Here is a 20,576-nt window from a genome sequence, read left to right as displayed (position 1 = left end):
TCTCAGGACTCCTGTGCTTCGAAGGTCTGGTAGTCGTCGAGGAAGCGGCCGAGCAGGCCGGTGAGGGCCTGCCGGTCGTCGGGGCTCCACGCGGCCAGCACGGTGGCGATGACGTGCGCGCGACGACGTCGCTCGGTCTCGATCACGCGGACGCCCTCGTCCGTCGCGGCGAGGAGGGAGGCGCGGCCGTCGCCGGGGTCGGCGCGCCGCTCGATGAGACCCGCCTTGACCAGGCCGGACACCTGACGGCTGATCGTGGAGGGGTCGGAGTGGAAGGTGGCGGCGACCTCGCCGGCCCGTTGCGGGCCGCCGAAGTGGAGATGGGCCAGCACGTGGTACGCGGCCATGTCGACGATCATCTCGGGGCGGTGCCGTTCACCTGACCGCTTCACCTGGCGGACCAGCAGGAACAGCTCCCGGACGATCGAGTCGGCGAGCTCCAGGTCGGCGTCGGCGGGCTCGGCGGTGGCAGCCTGAGCGGTGCTCATCGCGGACCCCCTCTCGGTAGTGCATGTATCACGCAACTAGTTGACTCGCGCAAGCGTGCGCCGATGCGTTGCGCAATGCAAAGCGATTGGCCGTGAGCTGCGCCACCTGATTACGGTGCGGATCGTGAGCACTCCACAGCGGATCCGGCTGCGTCGCACGAAGGGGTGGCGCAAACCGGACGGCGCGGTGCTCGTCACCCGGCCCGGACCGTGGGGCAACCCCTTCGACGTGCGCGAGATGGGGCGGGCACCGGCCATCGCCGCGCACCGCCGCTGGCTGCTCGACGAGCGCCCCGACCTGGTCGAACGGGCCCGGACCGAGCTAGCAGGCAAGGACCTGTGCTGCTGGTGCGCCGAGGACGTGCCCTGCCACGCGGACACGCTGATCGAGGTGGCGAACCGGTGAGCCGCCCCGATGGGGTCGACCCGGTCGGGATCGACACCGATGTGTTCGACCCGCGCGTGTTCGCCCGCGGGGTGCCGCACGATGCGCTGCGGCTGCTGCGCGACGCGGCGCCCGTCTCCTGGCAGGACGAGCACGCCGTCGGCCCGTGGCCGGCCGGACCCGGGTTCTGGGCCGTCACCCGCTACGACGACGTGCGGCACGTCCTGCGCAGCCCGGCCGACTACTCGTCGTCGCTCGGGGCGACGCAGATCCGCGACCCCGACCCGGCCGACCTGCCGTTCCTGCGCCGGATGGTGCTCAACATGGACCCGCCGGAGCAGGTCCGGCTGCGGACGCTGGTCACCGGGGCGTTCACGCGTCGCCGGCTGGAGGGGTTCGCCGCCGCGGTGCAGCGCCGCGCCGACGCGCTCCTGGACGCCGTGCGCGACGACGGCAGCTGCGAGCTCGTCGGGCGGGTCACCGACGAGTTCCCGCTGCAGAACCTGTCCGACCTGCTCGGCGTGCCGGTCGAGGACCGCCCGATGCTGCTGCACTGGACGAACCGGGTGATCGGCTACCAGGACCCGGACCACGCGGCCGAGGGTCCACCGGTGAACCCGCGCTCCCCGGCCGCGCTGGCCGACATGTTCGGCTACGCCGACGCCCTCGCCGAGCGCAAGCGCGCCGAGCCCGGCGACGACGTCATGACCGCACTGGTGCACGCCGAGGTCGACGGTCGCGCACTCACCGGACCCGAGCTGCACATGTTCTTCTTCCTGCTGGTCATCGCGGGCAACGACACGGTGCGCAGCGCGTTGCCGGGCGGGGTGCTCGCGCTCGTCGGGCACCCCGACGCCTACGCCCGCCTGCGCGCGGAACCGGGGCTGCTGCCGTCGGCGATCGAGGAGATCCTGCGCTGGCACCCGCCGGTGCTGACGTTCCGCCGGACCGCCACCCGTGACCACGTCCTGAACGGGGCGGAGATCGCGGCGGGGGACAAGGTCGTCGTCTACCACTGCTCGGCGCACCGCGACGAGCGCCGCTTCGCCGACCCGGACACCTTCGACATCACCCGCTCCCCGAACGAGCACCTGGCGTTCGGGCAGGGGCCGCACCTGTGCCTGGGCGCGCACTTCGCCCGGATGCAGATGCGGGCCTTCCTCACCGCGTTCCTGCGCCTGCCGCCGGCCCGGCTCGACGGGGAGGTGCGCCGCCTGACCTCCAACTTCATCAACGGGACGACCCGGCTGCCGCTCGCGTGGTGATCGGCCACTAGCGTGCGGTGCGATCACGCATCGCGCCCGGAGGGACACCGCCCGTGCCGCTCGCCCGTCACCTTCTCGGACCGGCCCTGCTGGTCGCGACCGCCGCCCTGCTCGCGGGGTGTGCCCAGCCGGGGCAGCTCGGCCACGAGTCCGACGCCGCACCCTCCGACGGGACGACCGTCGAGATCCTCCCGGCCGACCGGTCCGCGGCGCCGACCACATCCGCGGCCGGTGGCTCCGAGGTTCCCGGCGCGACCGCGGCCCAGGCGGGTTCCGACGCGGTGGGGCGCCTCGACCGCCCCGTCGACATCTCCACGCCCGGCCCCGCCGAGCTGCTCGTGCGCACCGAGGTGCTGCAGCCGGGCCAGGCGAGCGGCTGGGTCCGCCACCCCGGCACGGTGATCACCGTCGTGCGGTCCGGCACGGTGACCGTGCAGCGCGCCGACTCCTGCGAGCCGCGCCCGTTCGGCCCGGGGGAGGCGTTCTTCCTGGAGGACGGCAGGCCCAACGAGCTGCGCAACGACGGCCCGGACCCGGTCGTGCTGACCCGCTCGGAGCTGCTGGCCCCCGGCGCCCCGGAACGCGAGCCCGCCGAGCCCGCCTGCTGACCCACCGCAGCGCCCTCCCCGGGCCGGCTCTCGTGTCCGTCCGAGCGGGCCGTTCGCACGAAAGGTTCGTACGGGCGGCCCGTTCGTGGGGGACGGGGGATCGCGACGCGGCGGCGGGCGCGTGAGGTCTCGGATCTGTCGGTGGCCTGTGGGAACATCGTGGGCGGTACCGGGGCAGGGGAGCGGACACCTTGACGACGAAGACGGTCATCGCGGCGGACTACCGCGAATGGCAGGTGAGCCGGCGGATCGAGTGGACCACGCCGGCGGTCGGTGACGAGTTCGAGCACGACGTCGACGCGGGTAACGGCGCGGTCGTGCTGATCCTCGGCACGCTGGTGTTCTTCTGGCTGGTCCTCGTCGTCTGGGTGCCCGGCGGAGTGGTCTTCCCCTGGTTCTACTGGCTCGTCGTCATCGTCGGACTGGGTTTCTTCCCGTTCCGCTGGCTGCTGCGCAGGCCGTTCACGATCACCGCGAAGACCCAGGGCGGCTACGACCTGCCCCCGGAGAAGTGGACGGGCATGGTGCGCGGGCTCGCCACCGCACGCGAGGAGACCAAGGTGGTCGTGCGCAGCCTCAAGAACCGCTCGACGCCCGGCCACGCGGACAGCCCGCTGCAGCCGATCAACTAGGAGTCGCGGTGCCCGAACTGCCCGAGGTGGAGGCCCTGGCCCACCACCTGCGTGAGCACGCCGTGTACCGCCCGGTGGCCCGGGTGGACCTGGCCTCGATGAGCGCACTGAAGACGTTCGACCCACCGGTGTCGGCGCTGGTGGGCCGGGTGGTGACCGGGGCGTCGCGGTTCGGGAAGTTCCTGTCGGTCGACTTCGACGACCGCCCCGACTCCGGCCCGCTGCACCTGGTCACGCACCTGTCCCGGGCCGGCTGGCTGCGCTGGCACACCACCGCGGGCGTCACCCCGCCCAAGCCGGGCCGCGGCCCGTTGCAGCTGCGGGTGCACCTCGACCAGGTCGGCGGGCCGGGCTTCGACCTCACCGAGCAGGGCACCCAGAAGCGGCTCGCCGTGTACCTGGTGGACGACCCGGCGCAGGTCCCGGGCATCGCGAAGCTGGGTCCGGACGCGCTGGAGCTGGGCCGGGCCGGTCTCGACGAGCTGCTCGACGGCGACAACCGCAGACTCAAGACGCTGCTGGCCGACCAGTCCACGCTCGCCGGCATCGGCAACGCCTACTCCGACGAGATCCTGCACACCGCGCGCCTGTCGCCCTACGCCACGGCGTCCCGGCTCGACGCCGCGGCCCGGGACACCCTGTTCGAGTCGCTGCACGCCGTGCTGTCCGACGCGGTGGCCCGCTCGGTCGGCCAGGGCGCCGCGGAGCTCAAGGGGGAGAAGCGTTCCGGGCTGCGGGTGCACGCCCGCACCGGGCTGCCCTGCCCGGTCTGCGGCGACACCGTGCGCGAGGTGTCGTTCGCGGAGAGATCGTTCCAGTACTGTCCGACCTGCCAGACCGGGGGGAAACCGCTCGCCGACCGCCGCCTGTCCCGGTTGGTGCGCTAGTGGCGGGCGCGGGAACGGGGGTGCTCGCAGTCGTGGACGGATCCACCACGCTCACCCCGTCCATGGCGCTGCTGCTCGTGGTGGCGGTCGTCGTCGGCGTGGTCGCGGTGTTCTTCTTCCTGTGGCAGCGCAACCGGCGCAACACGATGGTCTCGCCGCTGGCCAAGGCCACGTTCTCCGCGCTGCACACGATCGCGCTGGCCGCGCCGGTGCTGCGCGAGGGGCTGTCGTCGCGCTCGGCGTCGCAGGCGCTGCCGTACCTGCGCCAGCTGCTGGAGACCACGGCGATGGCGATGACCGACTCCCGCGGGACGGTCCTGGGCTGGGACGGCACCGCCGACCAGCACCAGCAGGACGTGCAGACGCTCGCCGACACGGTCGTCCGGACCGGCCGGATGGAGCTGATGAGCCACACCTCCATCAAGTGCAACCAGCCCGGCTGCGAGGTGCGGGGGATCGTCGTCGTCCCGCTGGAGAGCGACGGGAACATCATCGGCACGCTCGCCGCGCTGACCCCGTCGACGGCGGGCCCGCCGGTGCTGCGGGCCACCGGTGAGGTCGCGCGCTACGTCTCCAGCCAGCTGGAGCTCGCCGAGCTCGACGACTCCCGGGCCCGGCTCAACCGCGCCGAGGTCCGCGCCCTGCGTGCCCAGATCTCCCCGCACTTCGTCTACAACGCACTGACCACGATCGCCTCGTTCATCCGCACCGACCCGGCGCGGGCCCGTGAGCTGCTGATCGAATTCGCCGACTTCACCCGGTACTCGTTCCGCTCGGCCGGCGAGTACACGACGCTGCTCGACGAGCTGAACAACATCGAGCGCTACGTCCGGCTGGAGAAGGCCCGCTTCGGGAACCGGCTCAACATCAAGCTCCAGATCGACCAGGAGGTGCAGAACGTCGTCCTGCCCTTCCTCGCGCTGCAGCCGCTGGTGGAGAACGCGGTCCGGCACGGGTTGTCCGGCAAACCCAACGGCGGCACCGTCACCATCCGGGCGGAGAACGCCGGGTCGGAGTGCGTGATCGTCGTCGAGGACGACGGCGTCGGCATGGACCCGGCCCGGCTCAACGAGGACCTCGACGACGCCCACCTCTCCGGCGCGCACGTCGGCCTCGGCAACGTCGACGACCGCATGCGCTCGGCCTTCGGCGACAACTTCGGCCTCGTCGTCGACACCAACATCGGCGCCGGTATGAAGATCACGCTGCGGGTGCCGAAGTTCCGGGCGGGCATCCGGGCCTGACCGGCGGGCATCCGTGGGACCCTCCGGCGATCGGCTGGGCCGTACGGGTGAATCTAGTGGTCGCGAGCTGTGCCGATCCGGTCACACCACGTCACCCTGTGCTCGCGCGTACGGTGGGACGGCATGGACGTCCTGCGTATTCCCGCGGCGGTGACCTCCCGTCTGCCCGGAAGGCTGGGTGAGTCGGTCGGCCCTCCGGTGGTGTCGGTCGTGCGGATGCAGGGCGTCATCAGCGCTCAGGCCGCGCCGGTACCGCGGCAGGTGCTGAGCATCTCGTCGATGGAGAAGGTGCTGGAACGGGCGTTCGCGCCCGAGCGGCTCGCCGCCGTCGCGCTGGTGATCAACTCCCCGGGCGGCTCGCCGACCCAGTCCCAGCTGATCGGGGACCGCATCCGCTCGCTGGCGGCGGAGAAGGACGTGCCGGTGCTCGCGTTCTGCGAGGATGTCGCCGCGTCCGGTGGCTACTGGCTGGCCTGTGCCGCCGACGAGATCTACGCCTGCTCCACCTCGATCGTCGGCTCGATCGGCGTGATCAGCGCCGGGTTCGGGCTCGACCGCCTGATCGAGCGATGGGGTGTCTCCCGGCGGCTGCACACCGCGGGCGGGTCGAAGTCGCGGCTGGACCCGTTCCTGCCCGAGCGGTCCGAGGACGTCGCCTGGCTCACCGGCCTGCAGGAACAGCTGCACGACCGGTTCACCGGATGGGTGCGTGAGCGGCGTGGCGACCGGCTCGCGACCGACACCGAGCTGTTCGACGGCGAGGTGTGGCTGGGTGAGCGGGCCCGCGAGCTGGGCCTGGTGGACGGCATCGGCAGCGCCCACGACGTCCTGACCGAACGTTTCCCCGACGCCGAGCAGCGCCCGGTGGAGCAGCGCAGGCCGCTGCTCGCCCGCCTCGGCGCCGGCGGGTCCGCGGCCCAGGCCGGCCTCTCCGGCGGCATCGCCGGGGCCGGGCACGAGCTGCTCTCCGCCCTCGAGACGCGGGCGGCGTGGGCCCGTTACGGGCTGTGACACCGGTGACCGTGCGTACCACGGCCGAGCTGCACCCCGTGTCCGGACGGTCACCGATCCGGTTCGTGCCCTGGCATCACGCGCGTCGGCACGTCACCATGGTCGCGGCGCCGGGCGATCATCGAGCGGATGGGCTTCCCGGCGCAGGCCCGGAAGCAGGATGAGGAGATCGTGGACAGCAACGACACCACTCGCGGACTGGTCGTTCTCGCGGTGGACGACGAGCAGCCCGCGCTCGAGGAGATGGCCTACCTGCTCGACGAGGACCCGCGCGTCGCGACGGTCCTCAAGGCCGGCGAGTCCACCGAGGCCCTGCGCATCCTGAACGGCCGCCGGGCCGGGGCGGCCGCGGGAGCCGGCGCGGGGGGCGGCGCGGACGTCGCCGAGCAGACCGACATCGACGCCGTGTTCCTCGACATCCGCATGCCCGGTCTCGACGGCCTGGAGCTGGCCCGGGTGCTGCAGAACATGGCCGTGCAGCCGGCGATCGTCTTCGTCACCGCGCACGACGACCGCGCGGTCGACGCCTACGACGTCGGTGCCATCGACTACCTCCTCAAGCCGCTGCGCACCGAGCGCCTCTCCGCCGCGCTCGACCGGATCCTGTCGACCCGTCGCAGCGGGCCGGTCGAGACCGTGCGTGAGGAGACCGGCGGCGACGACGAGGTCATCCCCGTCGAGCTGGCCGGCACCACCAAGCTGGTACCGCGGTCCGCCGTGCGCTACGTCGAGGCGCAGGGCGACTACGCCCGGCTGCACACCACCGAGGGCAGCCACCTCGTCCGGATCCCGCTGTCGGTGCTCGAGGACCGCTGGCGCGACGCCGGCTTCGTGCGCATCCACCGCTCGTTCCTGGTGGCGCTGCCGCTGGTCACCGAGCTGCGGCTGGCCGGGTCCGGCTACGTCGTGCGCATCGGATCCGGCCCGGAGACCGCGGAGCTGCCGGTCAGCCGTCGGCACACCCGTGAACTGAAGGACCGCCTCGTCCGCGCGACCAAGCAGGCGTGGAGCCAGAGGTGAGCAGGTCCACCGGCGGCGTCTCGCCGTCGGTGCGTCCGCAGTCCGACCGGGCCGCGGACGATCTCGACGGGTCCGACCGGCCCGGCACCGAGCCCGACGCGACGGCCGCCGGGGCCCGGGCGGACCAGGGCCCCGCCGCGCCCGAGGAGCGTCCGGACCCCGCACGGTCGCGCCCGTACCCCGACGGCGCCGTCGCCGGTCTCGACGCCTGGAACCCGGCGCTCGAGCACCGCAACCGCCGCGTCGCCCTCGCGCCGGAGCCGTCCGGGAACGCCATCCCGGCGCAGCCGCGTGGCTCGTTCGCGTCCGGTCCGCACCCGCGGCCGGCCGGTGGCTACGGCGCGCCCGGCACCGGGGGAGCGCCCGCCGCCGCGTTGCCGCACGGCCCGGTGCCGGGGCCCGGTGCGCCCGACGACCGTGGGCGGCCCGCGCCAGCCCGGCCGGTCGGCGGTGCGTCCGGTCCCGAGCGATCGGGCCCCGAGCGGTCCGGGTCCGCCCGCGCCGGTGGCGGCTCCGTGCCGGGCACCGGCCCCCGGCCGAGCCCCCGCCCGGAACCGACCGCCGGTACGGGACCGGGACCCGAGGCGGCCGGTGCACGCACCGGTGGTGCTGCTCCGGCCGCGCCTGCACCCGCGGTCGGCCCGACGTCCGGCGGCCCGACGCCCGACAGCGCCGCGCCCGGTGACACCGCCCCTGCCCCCGGCACCCGGGCGCCCGGCACCCACGGACCGGGCAGCCAGGGTCCGGGCAGCCAGGGACCCGGCGCCCAGGGGCCCGGTGACCCGGGCTCCGGCGACCGGGACGCGACCGCGGCGACCGGGGGCCGCGCGGCCCGCCGGGCCCGCCGTGCGGTCGAGGAACCCGCCGACGACAGCGGCGCCGGCTGGCTCCAGGCCGAGATCGCCCGTCGCGTCGCGGACCGGGCCGGGGGGACCGGCCGGCACGCCCGCGTCGACCCGGGCGGGACGCGGCCGCGGGACGGCGGGCAGCCCGACCACCACGACGCTCCCGCCCCCGATCCCGACCAGGCCGACCCGCCCCGCGGTGCGGCCGCCCGTGGCGTCGCGAACCCGGCCGGGACCGCTGCGGCCGCCGCGCCGTCGCGCACCGCCCCCGCGCCGGCCGCCCCCCGCACGCAGGACGACCCCCGCCCGCAGGACGACACCCGGCGCGACGGCGTCCCGCGCGACGGCGTCCGCACCCCCGACGTCCGCGACCCGGATGCCCGCGACTCCGACGACCCCGACGCGCGTGAGAGCTACGCCCGGCCGGTCCACCCCACCCGCTCCCGGCCGGCCCGGACCCGCGCGAACCTCGTGCCGGACCCCTACGCCCCGGAGGGTGTGCGCCCCGGCGACGGCTGGCCGTCCGCCCCGGGCGTGACCCCGGCCCCGGACGTCGCCGACAGCGGGAAGCAGTGGCCCCCCTCGAGCGGCGGCTCCGGCCTGCCCCAGCGCGTCCCGGGCGCGACCTCCTGGTCGAACACCTGGTCCCCCGACCGCAGCGCGCTCCTGGCGGGCACCACCGACACGACCGGCGCCCCCGGGACCGCGGGCGCGACCGGCACGGCAGGCGCCGCGGACAGCGCGGCCGGCACCGACACGGCCCGCCGCCCGGACACGGCCGACACCCACGGCACGGACGGCGCCGGGATCCCGCCCCGGACCGGGACCGCGGACACGACCGTCGTCGCACCGGCCGAGCGGCCGCGTCCCGAGGAGTCCCCCGAGACCCGTCCGGTCCCCACCCGCTGGTCCGCGGCGGGACGCCGCGGCCCCGTCGCACCGGCGCCGTACCGCCCCGCGGACCCCGACGACCGCCTCGGCGTCGAGGCCGCCGACCGTGCCGACGACGACCTCCCCGACGAGGACGAGCTCGACGAGGAGCTCGACGAGCTGCGCGGCGGCCCCCTCGAACGCACCGAGGTCATCTGGCGCGCCCCCGAGGTCGACGTCGTCGCCCCGGCTCCCGAACCCTCGGTCGAGCCCGCGCCGGAGCCGTTCGCCCCGGCCGCCGCGGCGCCCTACACCGGGGCCCGCCCGCGCCCGTTCTCCGCCGAGCCGACCGACCCGCCCGCGGCCGTCGAGGAGCTCGACGACGCCGACGGCGAGGGGCCCGGCGCCGGGCGCGTCCGCGTCGTGCTCTCCGAACGCCGCTCGACCGCGCAGTCCTCGCGCGGGCTGTCCGACGTGCAGGACCCCGGCGCCGTCGGCACCCTGCTGCGCAACTCGCTGGTCCGCACCCAGCTGCTGCTCGCGCTGCGGGTCAGCGTCGTCGCGCTGATCGGGCTGGGCGTGCTGCCCGCGCTGTTCATCGCGGTCCCGGTGATCGGTCAGGTCGAGGTGCTCGGCATCCGGCTGCCCTGGCTGCTGCTCGGCGTGCTCGTCTACCCGTTCCTGCTCGGCCTGGGCTGGTGGTACGTGAGCTCCGCGGAGGCGGCGGAACAGGACTTCGCCGACGACGTGGCCGATCGATGAGCCTGACCGCGATCCTGTCGCTGGTCGCGATCGTCCTGGTGGCGGTCGCGTCCGCCGTGATCGGCTCCGTCGCCCACCGGACCCGGCTGACCTCGGACTTCCTCGTCGCGTCCCGGTCGGTCCCGTCACGGCTCAACGCCGGCGCGATCTCCGGCGAGTACCTGTCCGCGGCGTCGTTCCTCGGCATCGCGGGGCTGATCCTCGTCCAGGGCGTCGACGCGCTCTGGTACGCCGTCGGCTACACCGCCGGCTACCTGTTCCTGCTGCTGTTCGTCGCCGCGCCGCTGCGCCGGTCGGGCGCCTACACCGTCCCCGACTTCGCCGACGCCCGGCTCGCCTCGCCGATGCTGCGCAAGGTGTGCGCGGCCGTCGTCATCGTCATCTGCTGGCTCTACCTGCTGCCGCAGCTGCAGGGCGCCGGGCTGACCGTCGGCATCGTCACCGGTCTGCCCGACTGGATCGGCTCCGGAGCGGCCGGGGTGATCGTGGTCGCCACCGTCGCGCTCGGCGGGATGCGGTCGGTGACGTTCGTGCAGGCGTTCCAGTACTGGTTCAAGCTGACCGCGCTCGCCGTGCCCGCCGTGATCGGCCTGGCCGTGTGGCTCGGCGACGGCCACACCTTCGCCCGCGACGAGCCGCCGGAGTTCCGCGAGCCCACGACCGTCTCGGTCGCCACACCGGTGACGCTGGAGGCGCGGCTGGCCGTCGACGTCGTCGCCCGCGGCACCGTCGACGGGCAGGCCGTCGACGGTCCGCTGCGCTGGGTCGCCGGGTCCACCCACGAGGTCACCGCCGGGACCGAGCTGCGCTTCGCGGCGGGCGACCCGGTACCGGTCACCCGCGGCGCCCCCACCGACGACGAGAGCTGGCTGCGCCCGTTCACCGGCTCCGAGCAGCACCAGCTGCTCGCGACCTACTCGCTGATCCTCGCCACGTTCCTCGGGACCATGGGCCTGCCGCACGTGCTCGGCCGCTTCTACACCAACTCCGACGGCCGGGCGGCCCGGCGCAGCGCCGTGCTCGTCCTGGCGATGCTGGGCGGCTTCTACGTGCTGGTGACCCTGCTCGGCGTGCTGTCGCGGGTCTACACCCCGCAGCTGCTGGTCACCGGCCGCACCGACGCCGCGGTGCTGCTGCTCCCGACCGCGATCCTGGGCAGCGGGCTGCTCGGTGCGCTGGTGGGCGGCCTCGTCGCGGCGGGGGCGTGGGCCGCGTTCCTGTCGACGGCGTCGGGCCTGCTGGTCAGCCTGGCCAGCGTCGTCTCCACCGACGTGCTGCCCCGCCACGGCCGGATGACCCGGCGCTTCCCGCTGGCGACGGTGCTCGCCGGGGTGCCGCCGACCGTCGTCGCGCTCGTGCCGACCGGCCTGAACTTCGCCGAGGCCGTCGCGCTCGTGTTCGCCGTCGCCGCGTCCACGTTCTGCCCGCTGCTGGTGCTGGGCATCTGGTGGCGCGGGCTGACCGACGTCGGCGCGATCGCCGGGGTCGTCGTCGGCGGGGTGGTGTCGGCCGGGGCGGTCGTCGCCGCGCTGGCCGGCGCCGACGTCTCCGGGCTCGGCCCGTCGGCCGGCTGGATCGGGGTCCTGCTGTACCGGCCGGCGATCGTCAGCGTGCCGCTGGCGTTCGCGACGATGGCGCTGGTCTCCAGGTTCACCCGCGCGCGCCGCCCCGCCGACGCCGGCCAGGTGCTGCTGCGCCTGCACGCACCCGAACGACTGGGTCTCATGCGGGACCGATTGGACGACAGAGCCTGACGGGTCTCCCCCGAACGGATCTACACAGCGTCACCGTTCGGACGGGTCGGTTCGTCCGGACCGGGGTTCTTCGTCGGTAACGGCACGCAACGACGTTCCCCGATGCGATACCCGGTCGTTGTTCCGGGTGAAGTGTGTCCCCCGGGGGCGCGCCGCGGTCCCCCGGCCACGACGCGGCCCGGCTCCCCGCAGCACGACCCGAAAGGAACCGGCGCCATGAGCAGCCCCGCAGAGCGCTCGGCCGGCACGATCTACCAGCAGGTCCAGGCGAGTCCCGAGTTCCGGGCGTACCGCAGCCGTCTCCGGCGCTACGTGTTCCCGATGACCGCGATCTTCCTCGCCTGGTACCTCGCGTACGTCGGTCTCGCCAGCTACGCCCCCGAGTTCATGTCCATCCGGGTCGTCGGGACGATCACGGTCGGGCTGCTCGTCGGCCTCGGCCAGTTCGTCTCCACCTTCCTGATCACGACCCTGTACGTCCGGTTCGCCGAGCGTGAGATCGACGGCCCGACCGCCGAGCTGCGCGCCCGGGTCGAGCAGGCGGAGGTGCGCGCATGACCACGTCGGTACTGGCCCAGGCCGAGTCGGTCGGCTCGGTCACCGCGAACCTCGGGTTCTTCCTGCTGTTCGTGATCGTGACCCTGATGATCGTGCTGCGGGTCAGCCGCACGAACGCCACGCGCGCCGACTACTACACCGGCGGCCACGCGTTCACCGGCCCGCAGAACGGCACCGCGATCGCCGGTGACTTCCTGTCCGCGGCCTCGTTCCTCGGCATCGCCGGGGCCATCGCGCTCTACGGCTACGACGGCTTCCTCTACTCCATCGGCTTCCTCGTCGGCTGGCTGATGGCGCTCCTGCTCGTCGCGGAGCTGCTGCGCAACACCGGCCGCTTCACGATGGGCGACGTCCTGGCGTTCCGGATGCGCCAGCGCCCGGTCCGCGCGGCCGCAGCGACCTCGACGCTGGTCGTCTCGCTCTTCTACCTGATCGCGCAGATGGCCGGGGCCGGCGGGCTGATCTCGCTGCTGCTGCAGATCCCGAAGACCGACACGCTGTCGCAGGCGCTGGTGATCGTCGTCGTCGGCGGCCTGATGGTCGTCTACGTGCTGTTCGGCGGCATGAAGGGCACCACCTGGGTGCAGATCATCAAGGCCGGTCTGCTGCTCACCGGTGCCGCCGTGCTCACCACCTGGGTGCTCGGCCGCTACGGGTTCAACCTGTCCGCGGTGCTGGAGCAGGCCACCCAGAACTCCGAGCGCGGCGAGGCGATCCTCAACCCGGGCCTGCAGTACACGAACAAGATCGACTTCATCTCGCTGGGGCTCGCGCTGGTGCTCGGCACGGCGGGTCTGCCGCACATCCTGATGCGCTTCTACACCGTGCCCTCGGCCAAGGAGGCCCGGCGCTCGGTGGTCTGGGCGATCTGGCTGATCGGCATCTTCTACCTGTTCACGCTGGTGCTCGGCTACGGCGCGACGGCGCTGCTGCCGCCGGGGACGATCACCCGCGCCAACCAGAACGACGCCGCGCCGCTGCTGGCCTACGCCCTCGGCGGCGAGATCATGCTCGGCCTCATCTCGGCGGTGGCGTTCGCGACGATCCTCGCGGTCGTCGCGGGTCTGACGATCACCGCGTCGGCCTCGTTCGCCCACGACGTCTACGCCAACGTGCTCCGCCGCGGCAACGCGACGCCGGAGGCCGAGGTGAAGGTCGCCCGGACGACCGCGCTGGTCATCGGCCTGGTCGCGATCGGCGGCGGGATCGTCGCCAACGGCCAGAACGTCGCCTTCCTGGTGGCGCTGGCGTTCGCCGTCGCCGCGTCGGCGAACCTGCCGACCATCCTGTTCTCGCTGTTCTGGAAGCGGTTCAACACGACCGGCGCGCTGTGCAGCATCTACGGCGGCGTGATCGTCTGCGTGGGTCTCATCGTGATCTCCCCGGCCGTGTCCGGGTCCCCGACCTCGATGGTGCCGAACGCGGACTTCGCGTTCTTCCCGCTGTCCAACCCCGGTCTGGTGTCGATCCCGGTGTCCTTCGCCCTGGGGATCATCGGCACCTTCCTCGGCGGCCGCGAACGGTTCAACGCCGCCCGCTACGCCGAGATGGAGGTCCGCTCGCTCACCGGTGCCGGTGCGGTGCGCGCGACCACCGCGCCGAAGGAGGCGCCGAAGCCGACCGCCGTGCCGGCCGAGGACCTCATCGGGATCCCCCGGCGCGAGGCCGAGGGATCCGGCCGGCACCGCTCGCAGCCGCGTCCGCAGCCCCGGCCGAACCCGGGGCAGCAGCGGCCGCAGACCAGCCGCCAGGCCGGCGAGCTGTTCGGCAACACGGGGCTGACCGGCACCCAGCCCGCGGTCGGGGCCGACGGGCGTCCGGACCGGTTCGGGACCGGGCGCAGGCCCGGGCCGCAGGGCACCGGCGGGTACCGCCCCGCGCAGGCCACCGGCGGATACCGGGCCGTCCAGCCGCCGCTGGACCCGAACGAGGTGACGATCCCGCACGGGTCGCTCTACCGCGACGACGGCCGCTGACCCGCGCCGCTCACGGCGGGTTGACGGGGCGGCGTGGCAGGATGGCGCCATGTCCGACCCGGTTCCCGCCGTGAGCGTGTCCGATCTCCCCGCCGACGCCCCGATGCTGGACGTCCGCGAGCTCGACGAGTGGACCGCAGGGCACGCCCCGCACGCCCGTCACCTGCCCATGTCCGAGCTGGCCGGCCGGATGGGCGAGGTCCCCGCCGACGACCCGCTCTACGTCGTCTGCCGCTCCGGTGGCCGGTCGGCCCGGGTCGTCGCCTACCTGGCCCAGCAGGGCTTCCCGGCGGTGAACGTCGAGGGCGGCATGCAGGACTGGGCCGCCCAGGGCCGCACGGTCGTGACCGACGACGGCAGCGCCCCCCGGATCGCCTGACCCGTGTCCGCGCCGGCGTCCCGACGGCCGGGCCCGCCGTGCCCGCGCTGCGGCCGGACGGCGCCCCCCGGCGGGGGTGCGTTCTGCCCGTGGTGCGGCCGGTACCTGGCCGCGCTGGACTGGGTGGCGACGACGCCCGGTGGGCCGGCCGCCGAGCCCACGGCCCGGCGGGACCGCTACGCCGGCCCGCCCCGCTACCGCGCCGTCCCGCGCTGGGGTCTCCCGGTGGGGCCCTGGCGGATCGCGCCGGTCCCCGGTGAGGGCCCGCTCCGGCCGGTCGACCGGGCCCGCGCGCTGGCCGCGCAGCTCGTGCCCGTGCTGTGGGTGGTCGTCGTCGTGTCGGGGGTCGCTGCGGTCGCCGAGGTGTGGCGGTACGTGCTCCTGCTGTTCAGCCGGTCCGACGCGTTGTCCCCGGAGGCCGTCGGGGTCTCCGACGCGCTGGTGTGGTTCGGCGGCTGGTCCTCGGTGGTGGCGACGATCGCCGCCGGGGTGTTGATGATCTCGTGGAGCCTGTGGACCTACCGGGCCGCCGCGGACCGCGCGGGAACGCGCGCCTGGCGAAGCCGCCGATGGGTCGTCGCGGGCTGGGTGGTGCCCGGCTGGAACCTGGTCGCGCCCGGTTCGCTGCTGGCCGAGACCGAGCACGCCGCGCTGGACCTGCCGCCGGAACGGCGGCCGTCGCCGTCGCGGGAGCTGCTGGTCTGGTGGGCGCTGTGGGCGGCGTGCGTGGTCCTCGGCGCGGTCGTCGGGGTCTGGCGGTTCCGCACCGGCACCCAGGCGCTGGCCGACGGGGTCGTCCTGCACGCCTGGGCGGACGTGCTCGCCGCGGTCACGGCGTGGCGCACGATCCGGGTCGTCCGCCTGCTCACCGCTCTGCTGGCGACGCGGCCGCAGGGTCCCCGGCAGCTGCTGGTGTCGGCGACGGCGGGTACGGCCGGCGCGGAGCCGGCGGCCCCGGCGGGAGCGGCGTCCCCGCGGGCAGTGCCGACGGCGGCACCGGTCCCGACCACGGCGGCGGACCGGGCGGGCTGAACCCGGGCGGAGCCGGCACCCGGGGGGCGTCCGGCCGCACCACCGGTGGGGGTGCCGGTGCGGGTGTCGGGGGGGGCGGCGGCGGCGCGGGAGCGACGGGCGTGGCCGCCCAGCCCGCCGAGCCGGGGCGGACCGCCGTCGACGGGCCCGCGGTTAGCGCGGCGTCGGAGACCTCCTCCAGCAGCTTGCGGACCCGCCGCACGGCCCGGTCGGGACCGCGCACGACCACCGACAGGGCCAGCCGCCCGCCGTGCGGGTCGGCGACGGTGCGCAGCACGTGCCGGTCGGGTCCCGCCTCCAGGACGAGCCCGAGCCGCCCGCCCGCGTGCGGGGCGAGGGCCAGCGCGATCCGGACGAGCTCGGCGTGCGCCGCGCCGCGGACCTCGTCGCGGTGGTCGTGGGCCGCGGGGACGCCCCGGCCCGTCCGCCCGACGGCGGTGTCGGGCCCGCAGACGTCGAGGACCATTCCGCTGTCCACGTCGAGCAGGGCCGCCGAGCGGATCCGCGGGTCGAAGAACAGCGGCCCCAGTACGGCGGCCAGCCCGTCGGTGCGTACGGCGACGGCGTGCCGGTGACGTCCCATCGGTCGTGTGGGTCGCGGGGGCCTCAGCGCTGCTGGGCGGGGAAGAACGCCTGGCCCTGCTGCTGCGGCGCACCGGCCTGCGGCGAGGTCATCGCGAACTGCTGCTCGATGACGCGCAGGTCGCGGCGGGCCATCGCCAGGTTGGCCTGGGCGCGGTTGAGCACGAGGTAGAAGAACAGCTGCTCGTCGGTGCCGCGGATGATCCGGATCAGGTGGTACTGGCTGTCGAGGGTGATCAGGATGTCCTCGATGTTCTCGCGCAGCCCGAGCTTCTGCATGACCTCGAGCTTGGTCCGGACGACCTCGGAGTTCCCGGGCGCGGCGACGTCGAGGTCGAACTCGGGGCTGCCCCCACGCGACCCCAGGGTCATGCCGCTGTCGAAGTCGACGATCGCGACCGCGAACGCGCCCTTGATGTTGGCGGCCATGTCCAGGGAACGATCGATGTTGTTCATCTCAGGAGCCTTCCGCGCGGCAGTCGCCGCGACGATCTCGGGGAGCCCGCGCCACGATCCCTTTCCGCATTCCGCGGAAAATGATCTCAGTGCTTTCCGGCGCCGGGGCGGACAACGATAACGCGCAATTCCGGAGCGTCAACATCCTGTCGTGGACGACGGATCGAGGCGGCGCAGCGCGGCGAGGATCCGGGCCATGGTGCCCAGGTCGTCGGCCCACCGGCCGCCCTCGGGGACGGCTCCGGCGTGCGCGTCGTCACCGTCGGCCGCGGCAGGGGGCTCCGCCGGCTCGGAGGGCTCGGTGGGGCCGGGCGCGCGCCGGGGGAGCGGGACGGCCGGTCCCGGGGTGCGCTCGGCGTCCGGCACCGGCGACGGCCTCGGCACCGCGATCGTCGCCGGTGCGGTGTCCGCGGGCCCGGGCGGCGACACCACGGGCGCGGCCGGGCGGGCCCGCATCACCGGACGTGCCGGGGCCTCGGCCGGATCGACAGGAGGCGCCGTGACCTGCGAATCCGTGCGTGCCGGGGCTGTTGCGGATGGGCGCAGTGCCCGCCGGAGGAGCGCGACCGGGCTGCCGGACCTGTCGAGGTGGGCGTAGGCGAGCAGCGGGGCCGCGCCGTCGCGGGGCAGCGCCCGCAGGAGGTGGTGGTCGCCCTCCCGGGTGGTGATCACCGCGTCCTCGAACACCGGTCCCTCGGCGACGACCTGCGCCGCGCCCCAGCCGAGCACCTCGGCGAGGCCGGGCACGGCACGCCCGCCGGCGTCCGCGACGAGCTCGCCGGTGACGGGGTCGGCGACGCAGGTGTACCCCGTCCCCGGCACGCCGAGAACGGTCCGCAGCAGTTCCGACCACGATTCCATCGTCGTCGATTCCACCACGTCGCCCGAGGGTCGTCGACGTCGGTTCCGGTCGTTCCTGCCGTCCCTTTTCCGTCGCTGATTGCGCGGCGCCGTCGACAATTCGCCGACGGCTCCCGGGAATGGGCCGTTCGGCTCTCGGATCATTGCGGCATTCGGTTCATCGGACGGTGTGGACGGTCAGCCGCAGCTCCGCCCAGCCGCGCATGACGAACCGTGGCCGCCGGACCGGCATGCCGTCGACGACGGCGTCGGGCAGGCGTTCCAGCAGTGCGCGCAGCACCTCGGCGATCTCCAGCCGGGCCAGCGGGGCGCCCAGGCAGTAGTGCACCCCGGCCCCGAAGCCCAGGTGGGGGTTGGGGGAGCGGCCGACGTCGAGGCGGTCGGCGTCGTCGCCGAAGACGGACGGGTCGCGCCCGGCCGCGCCGAGCAGCGTCGCGATCCGGGTGCCCGCCGGGACCGGGTGGCCGGCCACCGTGGTGTCGACGACGGCGGTCCGCTCGAACAGCTGCAGCGGGGCGTCGAAGCGGATCAGCTCCTCGACGGCCGTTCCGACCAGTCCGGGGTCGTCGAGCAGCCGCTGCCACTGGTCCGGGTGCCGTAGCAGGGCGTGCACGCCGTTCCCGACGACGTTCACCGTCGCCTCGTGCCCGGCCATCAGGAGCAGCACCGCGGTGCCGACGAGCTCGTCCTCGTCGAGCCGGACGGACGGCGACCCGGCGTCCCGGACGGCGAGCAGGTCGGTGATCAGGTCCGGTCCCGCGCCGGTGTCCCCGGCGGGGGCGGCGTGGCCGGACCGGCGCTCGTCGACCAGCTCCCGCAGCAGCGCCGTGAAGTCGGCCGACGCCCGCTCGGCCGCGCGACGGCCGTCGTCGCCGGGGTCGGGCTCGTACATCCGCACGATCGCGTCGGACCAGTCCCGCAGCGGCGCCCGGCGGTCCTCCGGCACGCCGAGCAGGTCGGCGATCACGGCGACCGGCAGCGGTGCGGCGACGAGCTCCACCAGGTCGGCGGGGACGCCGTCGCGGATGCGGGCCACCAGGTCGTCCACCAGGGCCCCGGCCCGCGCCCGTACCAGCGGGGCCAGCCGCTCGGTGTGGCCACGGGCGAACGCCGAGGCCACCAGGCGTCGCAGCCGGGTGTGCGGCTCGCCCTCACGCTCCAGCAGCGAGTTGCGGTGCAGCAGGTTGAACGCGGCCAGCTCGGCCGCGGGCTCGGCGTCGGACCAGATGCGGCCCAGGCCGCGGTCGCGCAGCACGGCCGAGCAGGCCGCGTGCGTCACCGCGACCGGGACGCCCAGACCGGGGTGGTCGTGGACCGGCCCGGCGGCGCGCAGGGCCGCGTAGGCGGGGTAGGGGTCGGCGAGGAAACCGGGGTCGGCCGGATCGAAGACATGCACGACCCGCTACCTTGCCCGGCGATGGGTAAGAAGACGCGCAACCGTGCCAGCACCGCCGACGCGGGGGACAACCCGCGCCGGCCGTGCCCCTGCGGCTCCGGCAAGCGGTACAAGGCCTGCCACGGCGCCGGTGACGACGTGATCGTCATCCGGCCGTTCGAGGGCCTCGCGGCGGAGCCCGACCTCGTCGCCATGCGGGAGTTCCTCCCCTCGGCGACGGCGGCCCTCCCGGTCCGCTCCGGCGGTCCGGTCACGCTGGCCTCGGTGCTGCCGGGTGCGTCCGCCGCGATCGTGCGCGACAACGGCGAGGTCCTGCTCGGCATGCAGGTCCAGACCCGCTCCGGGGACCTCTCGGCCGACCTGGCCGGGGCGCTCGCCTGGGCGCGCTCCGCCGAGCCGGGGTCGTCGCTGCCGGTGGTCGGCGCCGGGCGGCACACCGGCGAGCGGCTGCAGGACGTACTGGAGCCCGGTACGCCGCTGGAGCCGACGGTGCACGCCGACTTCGCGTGGTGGCTGCCGTCGGAGAGCCCGGACCCCGAGGCCCAGGCGATGCTGGAGCGTGCCAACTCGGTGATCATGCCGACCGAGGCGGTCACCGCCGACGGCGTGCGCGGCGCGTACTGGGTCGACACCGGATCCAAGGCGCACGTGCGCTGGGTGCGGACCGAGGACGAGACGACGTTGATGGCGGCGCTGGCGCGGCTGTCCGGCCAGGGCGGCCTGGAGCTGGGCGAGGGTTCCCGCTACGCCGGGTCGTTCCGGGCGCACGGGCTGCTCGTGCCGGTCTGGGACGTCGACCGGGAGATGCACTCCTCGGAGTGGGCGGCTCCCGCCGCGGAGTTCGCGAAGCGGCTCGACGAGGCGGTGGCCGGGCTGGACGGCACGCCGCTGACCGAGTCCGAGCACCGGGCGCGCGACGTGCTCGCGGGCAAGCAGATCACCCTGCGCTAGACGGCCGCGGGCCCGGCGCTCCTGCGAGGGAGCGCCGGGACCCGGGCCGGACCGACGAGGGGGTCCTACAGGGCGCCGCCCGCGGCGGCCGGGGCGGTCGCGTCGGCGGCGTCGCCGCGCGCGAGCTCGCGGGCCACGAAGTCCTCCACGTGGAACAGGTCGTCGCCGGCGCGGCGGACGATGGTGAGCAGCGTCGTCATCGAGGCGACCTCCTCCACCTGCTCCTTCAGGAACCACTGCAGGAACTGCTCGCCGAGGTAGTCGTCCTCGTCGCGGGCGGTGCGGGCCAGCGTGGTGATCTGCTCGGTGACCTGCTTCTCCTGGGTCAGCGCGAGCTGCACGAGCTCCTCGACCGAGGCGAAGTCGTTCTGCACCTCGCCGACCGAGGGGATGGTCGCCGTGAGGTCGTTGTCCAGCTGGTACCGGACCATCATCATCGCGTGGTTGCGCTCCTCGACGGCCTGCGCGTAGAAGTGCGCGGCCAGCTGCGGGAGGTCGGCGTCGTCGAGCCAGACGGCGATCGCGAGGTACTGCTGGGCGGCGGTGAACTCGCTCCGGACCTGGTCGCGGAGCAGGGCGTGGAACTTGGACTCGTCGGTCATGTCGACCAGGCT

Annotated in this window: 19 protein-coding genes and 1 pseudogene; 15 read left to right on the top strand and 5 right to left on the bottom strand. The window is 74.6% G+C overall.

The genetic code is table 11. The features are described 5' to 3' along the window. Positions 1-2: 2 nt before the first annotated feature. The gene (locus ND486_RS06650; RefSeq protein WP_178376572.1) at positions 3-488 is read right to left on the bottom strand and encodes a MarR family winged helix-turn-helix transcriptional regulator; all 486 of its coding nucleotides are present in this window, start codon (positions 486-488) and stop codon (positions 3-5) included. A 124-nt stretch (positions 489-612) separates the two neighbouring features. Between ND486_RS06650 and ND486_RS06645 the strand changes: the two genes are divergently transcribed. From ND486_RS06645 to ND486_RS29600, 14 genes and pseudogenes are all read left to right on the top strand, one after another. Then, positions 613-894, top strand: a complete 282-nt coding sequence (locus ND486_RS06645; RefSeq protein WP_226354515.1) for a DUF4326 domain-containing protein — start codon at positions 613-615, stop codon at positions 892-894. Continuing rightward, complete coding sequence (locus ND486_RS06640; protein WP_251783272.1) at positions 891-2,138, top strand: cytochrome P450; 1,248 nt, start codon at positions 891-893, stop codon at positions 2,136-2,138. Before ND486_RS06645 ends, ND486_RS06640 begins: the two co-directional genes overlap by 4 nt. 53 nt (positions 2,139-2,191) lie before the next feature. Further along, a complete protein-coding gene (locus tag ND486_RS29605; RefSeq protein WP_251783271.1) occupies positions 2,192-2,746 on the top strand; it encodes a cupin domain-containing protein in 555 nt (184 codons plus the stop codon). Positions 2,747-2,937: 191 nt separating this feature from the next. Then, positions 2,938-3,378: a hypothetical protein gene (locus tag ND486_RS06630; RefSeq protein WP_073573757.1), complete on the top strand. Its 441-nt coding sequence runs from the start codon at positions 2,938-2,940 to the stop codon at positions 3,376-3,378. 8 nt (positions 3,379-3,386) lie between these two features. After that, positions 3,387-4,265: a DNA-formamidopyrimidine glycosylase family protein gene (locus tag ND486_RS06625; protein WP_224401014.1), complete on the top strand. Its 879-nt coding sequence runs from the start codon at positions 3,387-3,389 to the stop codon at positions 4,263-4,265. Positions 4,266-4,297: 32 nt separating this feature from the next. Further along, positions 4,298-5,509, top strand: a complete 1,212-nt coding sequence (locus ND486_RS06620; protein WP_251783270.1) for a sensor histidine kinase — start codon at positions 4,298-4,300, stop codon at positions 5,507-5,509. Positions 5,510-5,632: 123 nt separating this feature from the next. Continuing rightward, positions 5,633-6,520, top strand: coding sequence for a S49 family peptidase (locus tag ND486_RS06615; protein ID WP_251783269.1), 888 nt, complete (start codon positions 5,633-5,635; stop codon positions 6,518-6,520). Between the two features lie 171 nt (positions 6,521-6,691). Then, positions 6,692-7,540 carry a LytTR family DNA-binding domain-containing protein gene (locus ND486_RS06610; protein WP_208820466.1) on the top strand — a complete coding sequence of 283 codons (849 nt, stop codon included), beginning with the start codon at positions 6,692-6,694 and terminating at the stop codon, positions 7,538-7,540. Continuing rightward, positions 7,537-10,017: a hypothetical protein gene (locus ND486_RS06605; protein WP_251783268.1), complete on the top strand. Its 2,481-nt coding sequence runs from the start codon at positions 7,537-7,539 to the stop codon at positions 10,015-10,017. Before ND486_RS06610 ends, ND486_RS06605 begins: the two co-directional genes overlap by 4 nt. Then, positions 10,014-11,771, top strand: a complete 1,758-nt coding sequence (locus ND486_RS06600) for a cation acetate symporter (RefSeq protein WP_208818730.1) — start codon at positions 10,014-10,016, stop codon at positions 11,769-11,771. Before ND486_RS06605 ends, ND486_RS06600 begins: the two co-directional genes overlap by 4 nt. A 216-nt stretch (positions 11,772-11,987) precedes the next feature. Then, on the top strand, positions 11,988-12,329 hold the full coding sequence (locus ND486_RS06595) for a DUF485 domain-containing protein (protein ID WP_062399142.1): 342 nt from the start codon (positions 11,988-11,990) through the stop codon (positions 12,327-12,329). Continuing rightward, a pseudogene (locus tag ND486_RS06590) lies at positions 12,326-13,918 on the top strand (cation acetate symporter); the annotation flags it as partial. The gene ND486_RS06595 and the pseudogene ND486_RS06590, both read left to right, overlap by 4 nt. Before the next feature lie 436 nt (positions 13,919-14,354). After that, the gene (locus ND486_RS06585; RefSeq protein WP_251783267.1) at positions 14,355-14,684 is read left to right on the top strand and encodes a rhodanese-like domain-containing protein; all 330 of its coding nucleotides are present in this window, start codon (positions 14,355-14,357) and stop codon (positions 14,682-14,684) included. Between the two features lie 3 nt (positions 14,685-14,687). Further along, positions 14,688-15,716, top strand: coding sequence for a DUF4328 domain-containing protein (locus ND486_RS29600; RefSeq protein ID WP_308215817.1), 1,029 nt, complete (start codon positions 14,688-14,690; stop codon positions 15,714-15,716). A 606-nt stretch (positions 15,717-16,322) separates the two neighbouring features. Here ND486_RS29600 and ND486_RS06575 read toward each other — a convergent pair. The 3 genes from ND486_RS06575 to ND486_RS06565 form a co-directional block, all read right to left on the bottom strand. Continuing rightward, positions 16,323-16,754, bottom strand: coding sequence for a hypothetical protein (locus tag ND486_RS06575; RefSeq protein ID WP_251783266.1), 432 nt, complete (start codon positions 16,752-16,754; stop codon positions 16,323-16,325). 138 nt (positions 16,755-16,892) lie between these two features. Next, entirely contained in the window at positions 16,893-17,615 is a 723-nt protein-coding gene (locus ND486_RS06570; RefSeq protein WP_251783265.1) for a hypothetical protein, read from the bottom strand. A 157-nt stretch (positions 17,616-17,772) separates the two neighbouring features. Continuing rightward, positions 17,773-19,011 (bottom strand): cytochrome P450, encoded by a 1,239-nt coding sequence (locus ND486_RS06565; protein ID WP_251783264.1) that lies wholly within the window; start codon positions 19,009-19,011, stop codon positions 17,773-17,775. A 21-nt stretch (positions 19,012-19,032) separates the two neighbouring features. Between ND486_RS06565 and ND486_RS06560 the strand changes: the two genes are divergently transcribed. Then, the gene (locus ND486_RS06560; protein ID WP_251783263.1) at positions 19,033-19,962 is read left to right on the top strand and encodes a DUF5926 family protein; all 930 of its coding nucleotides are present in this window, start codon (positions 19,033-19,035) and stop codon (positions 19,960-19,962) included. 65 nt (positions 19,963-20,027) lie between these two features. On the opposite strand, the gene ND486_RS06555 is transcribed toward ND486_RS06560, so the two are convergent. Beyond that, positions 20,028-20,564 (bottom strand): ferritin, encoded by a 537-nt coding sequence (locus tag ND486_RS06555; RefSeq protein ID WP_062399158.1) that lies wholly within the window; start codon positions 20,562-20,564, stop codon positions 20,028-20,030. Positions 20,565-20,576 lie beyond the last annotated feature (12 nt).

The organism is Pseudonocardia sp. DR1-2, assembly GCF_023717215.1.
Taxonomy (GTDB): domain Bacteria; phylum Actinomycetota; class Actinomycetes; order Mycobacteriales; family Pseudonocardiaceae; genus Pseudonocardia; species Pseudonocardia alni.
This window is presented reverse-complemented; position numbering and strand designations above follow the sequence as displayed.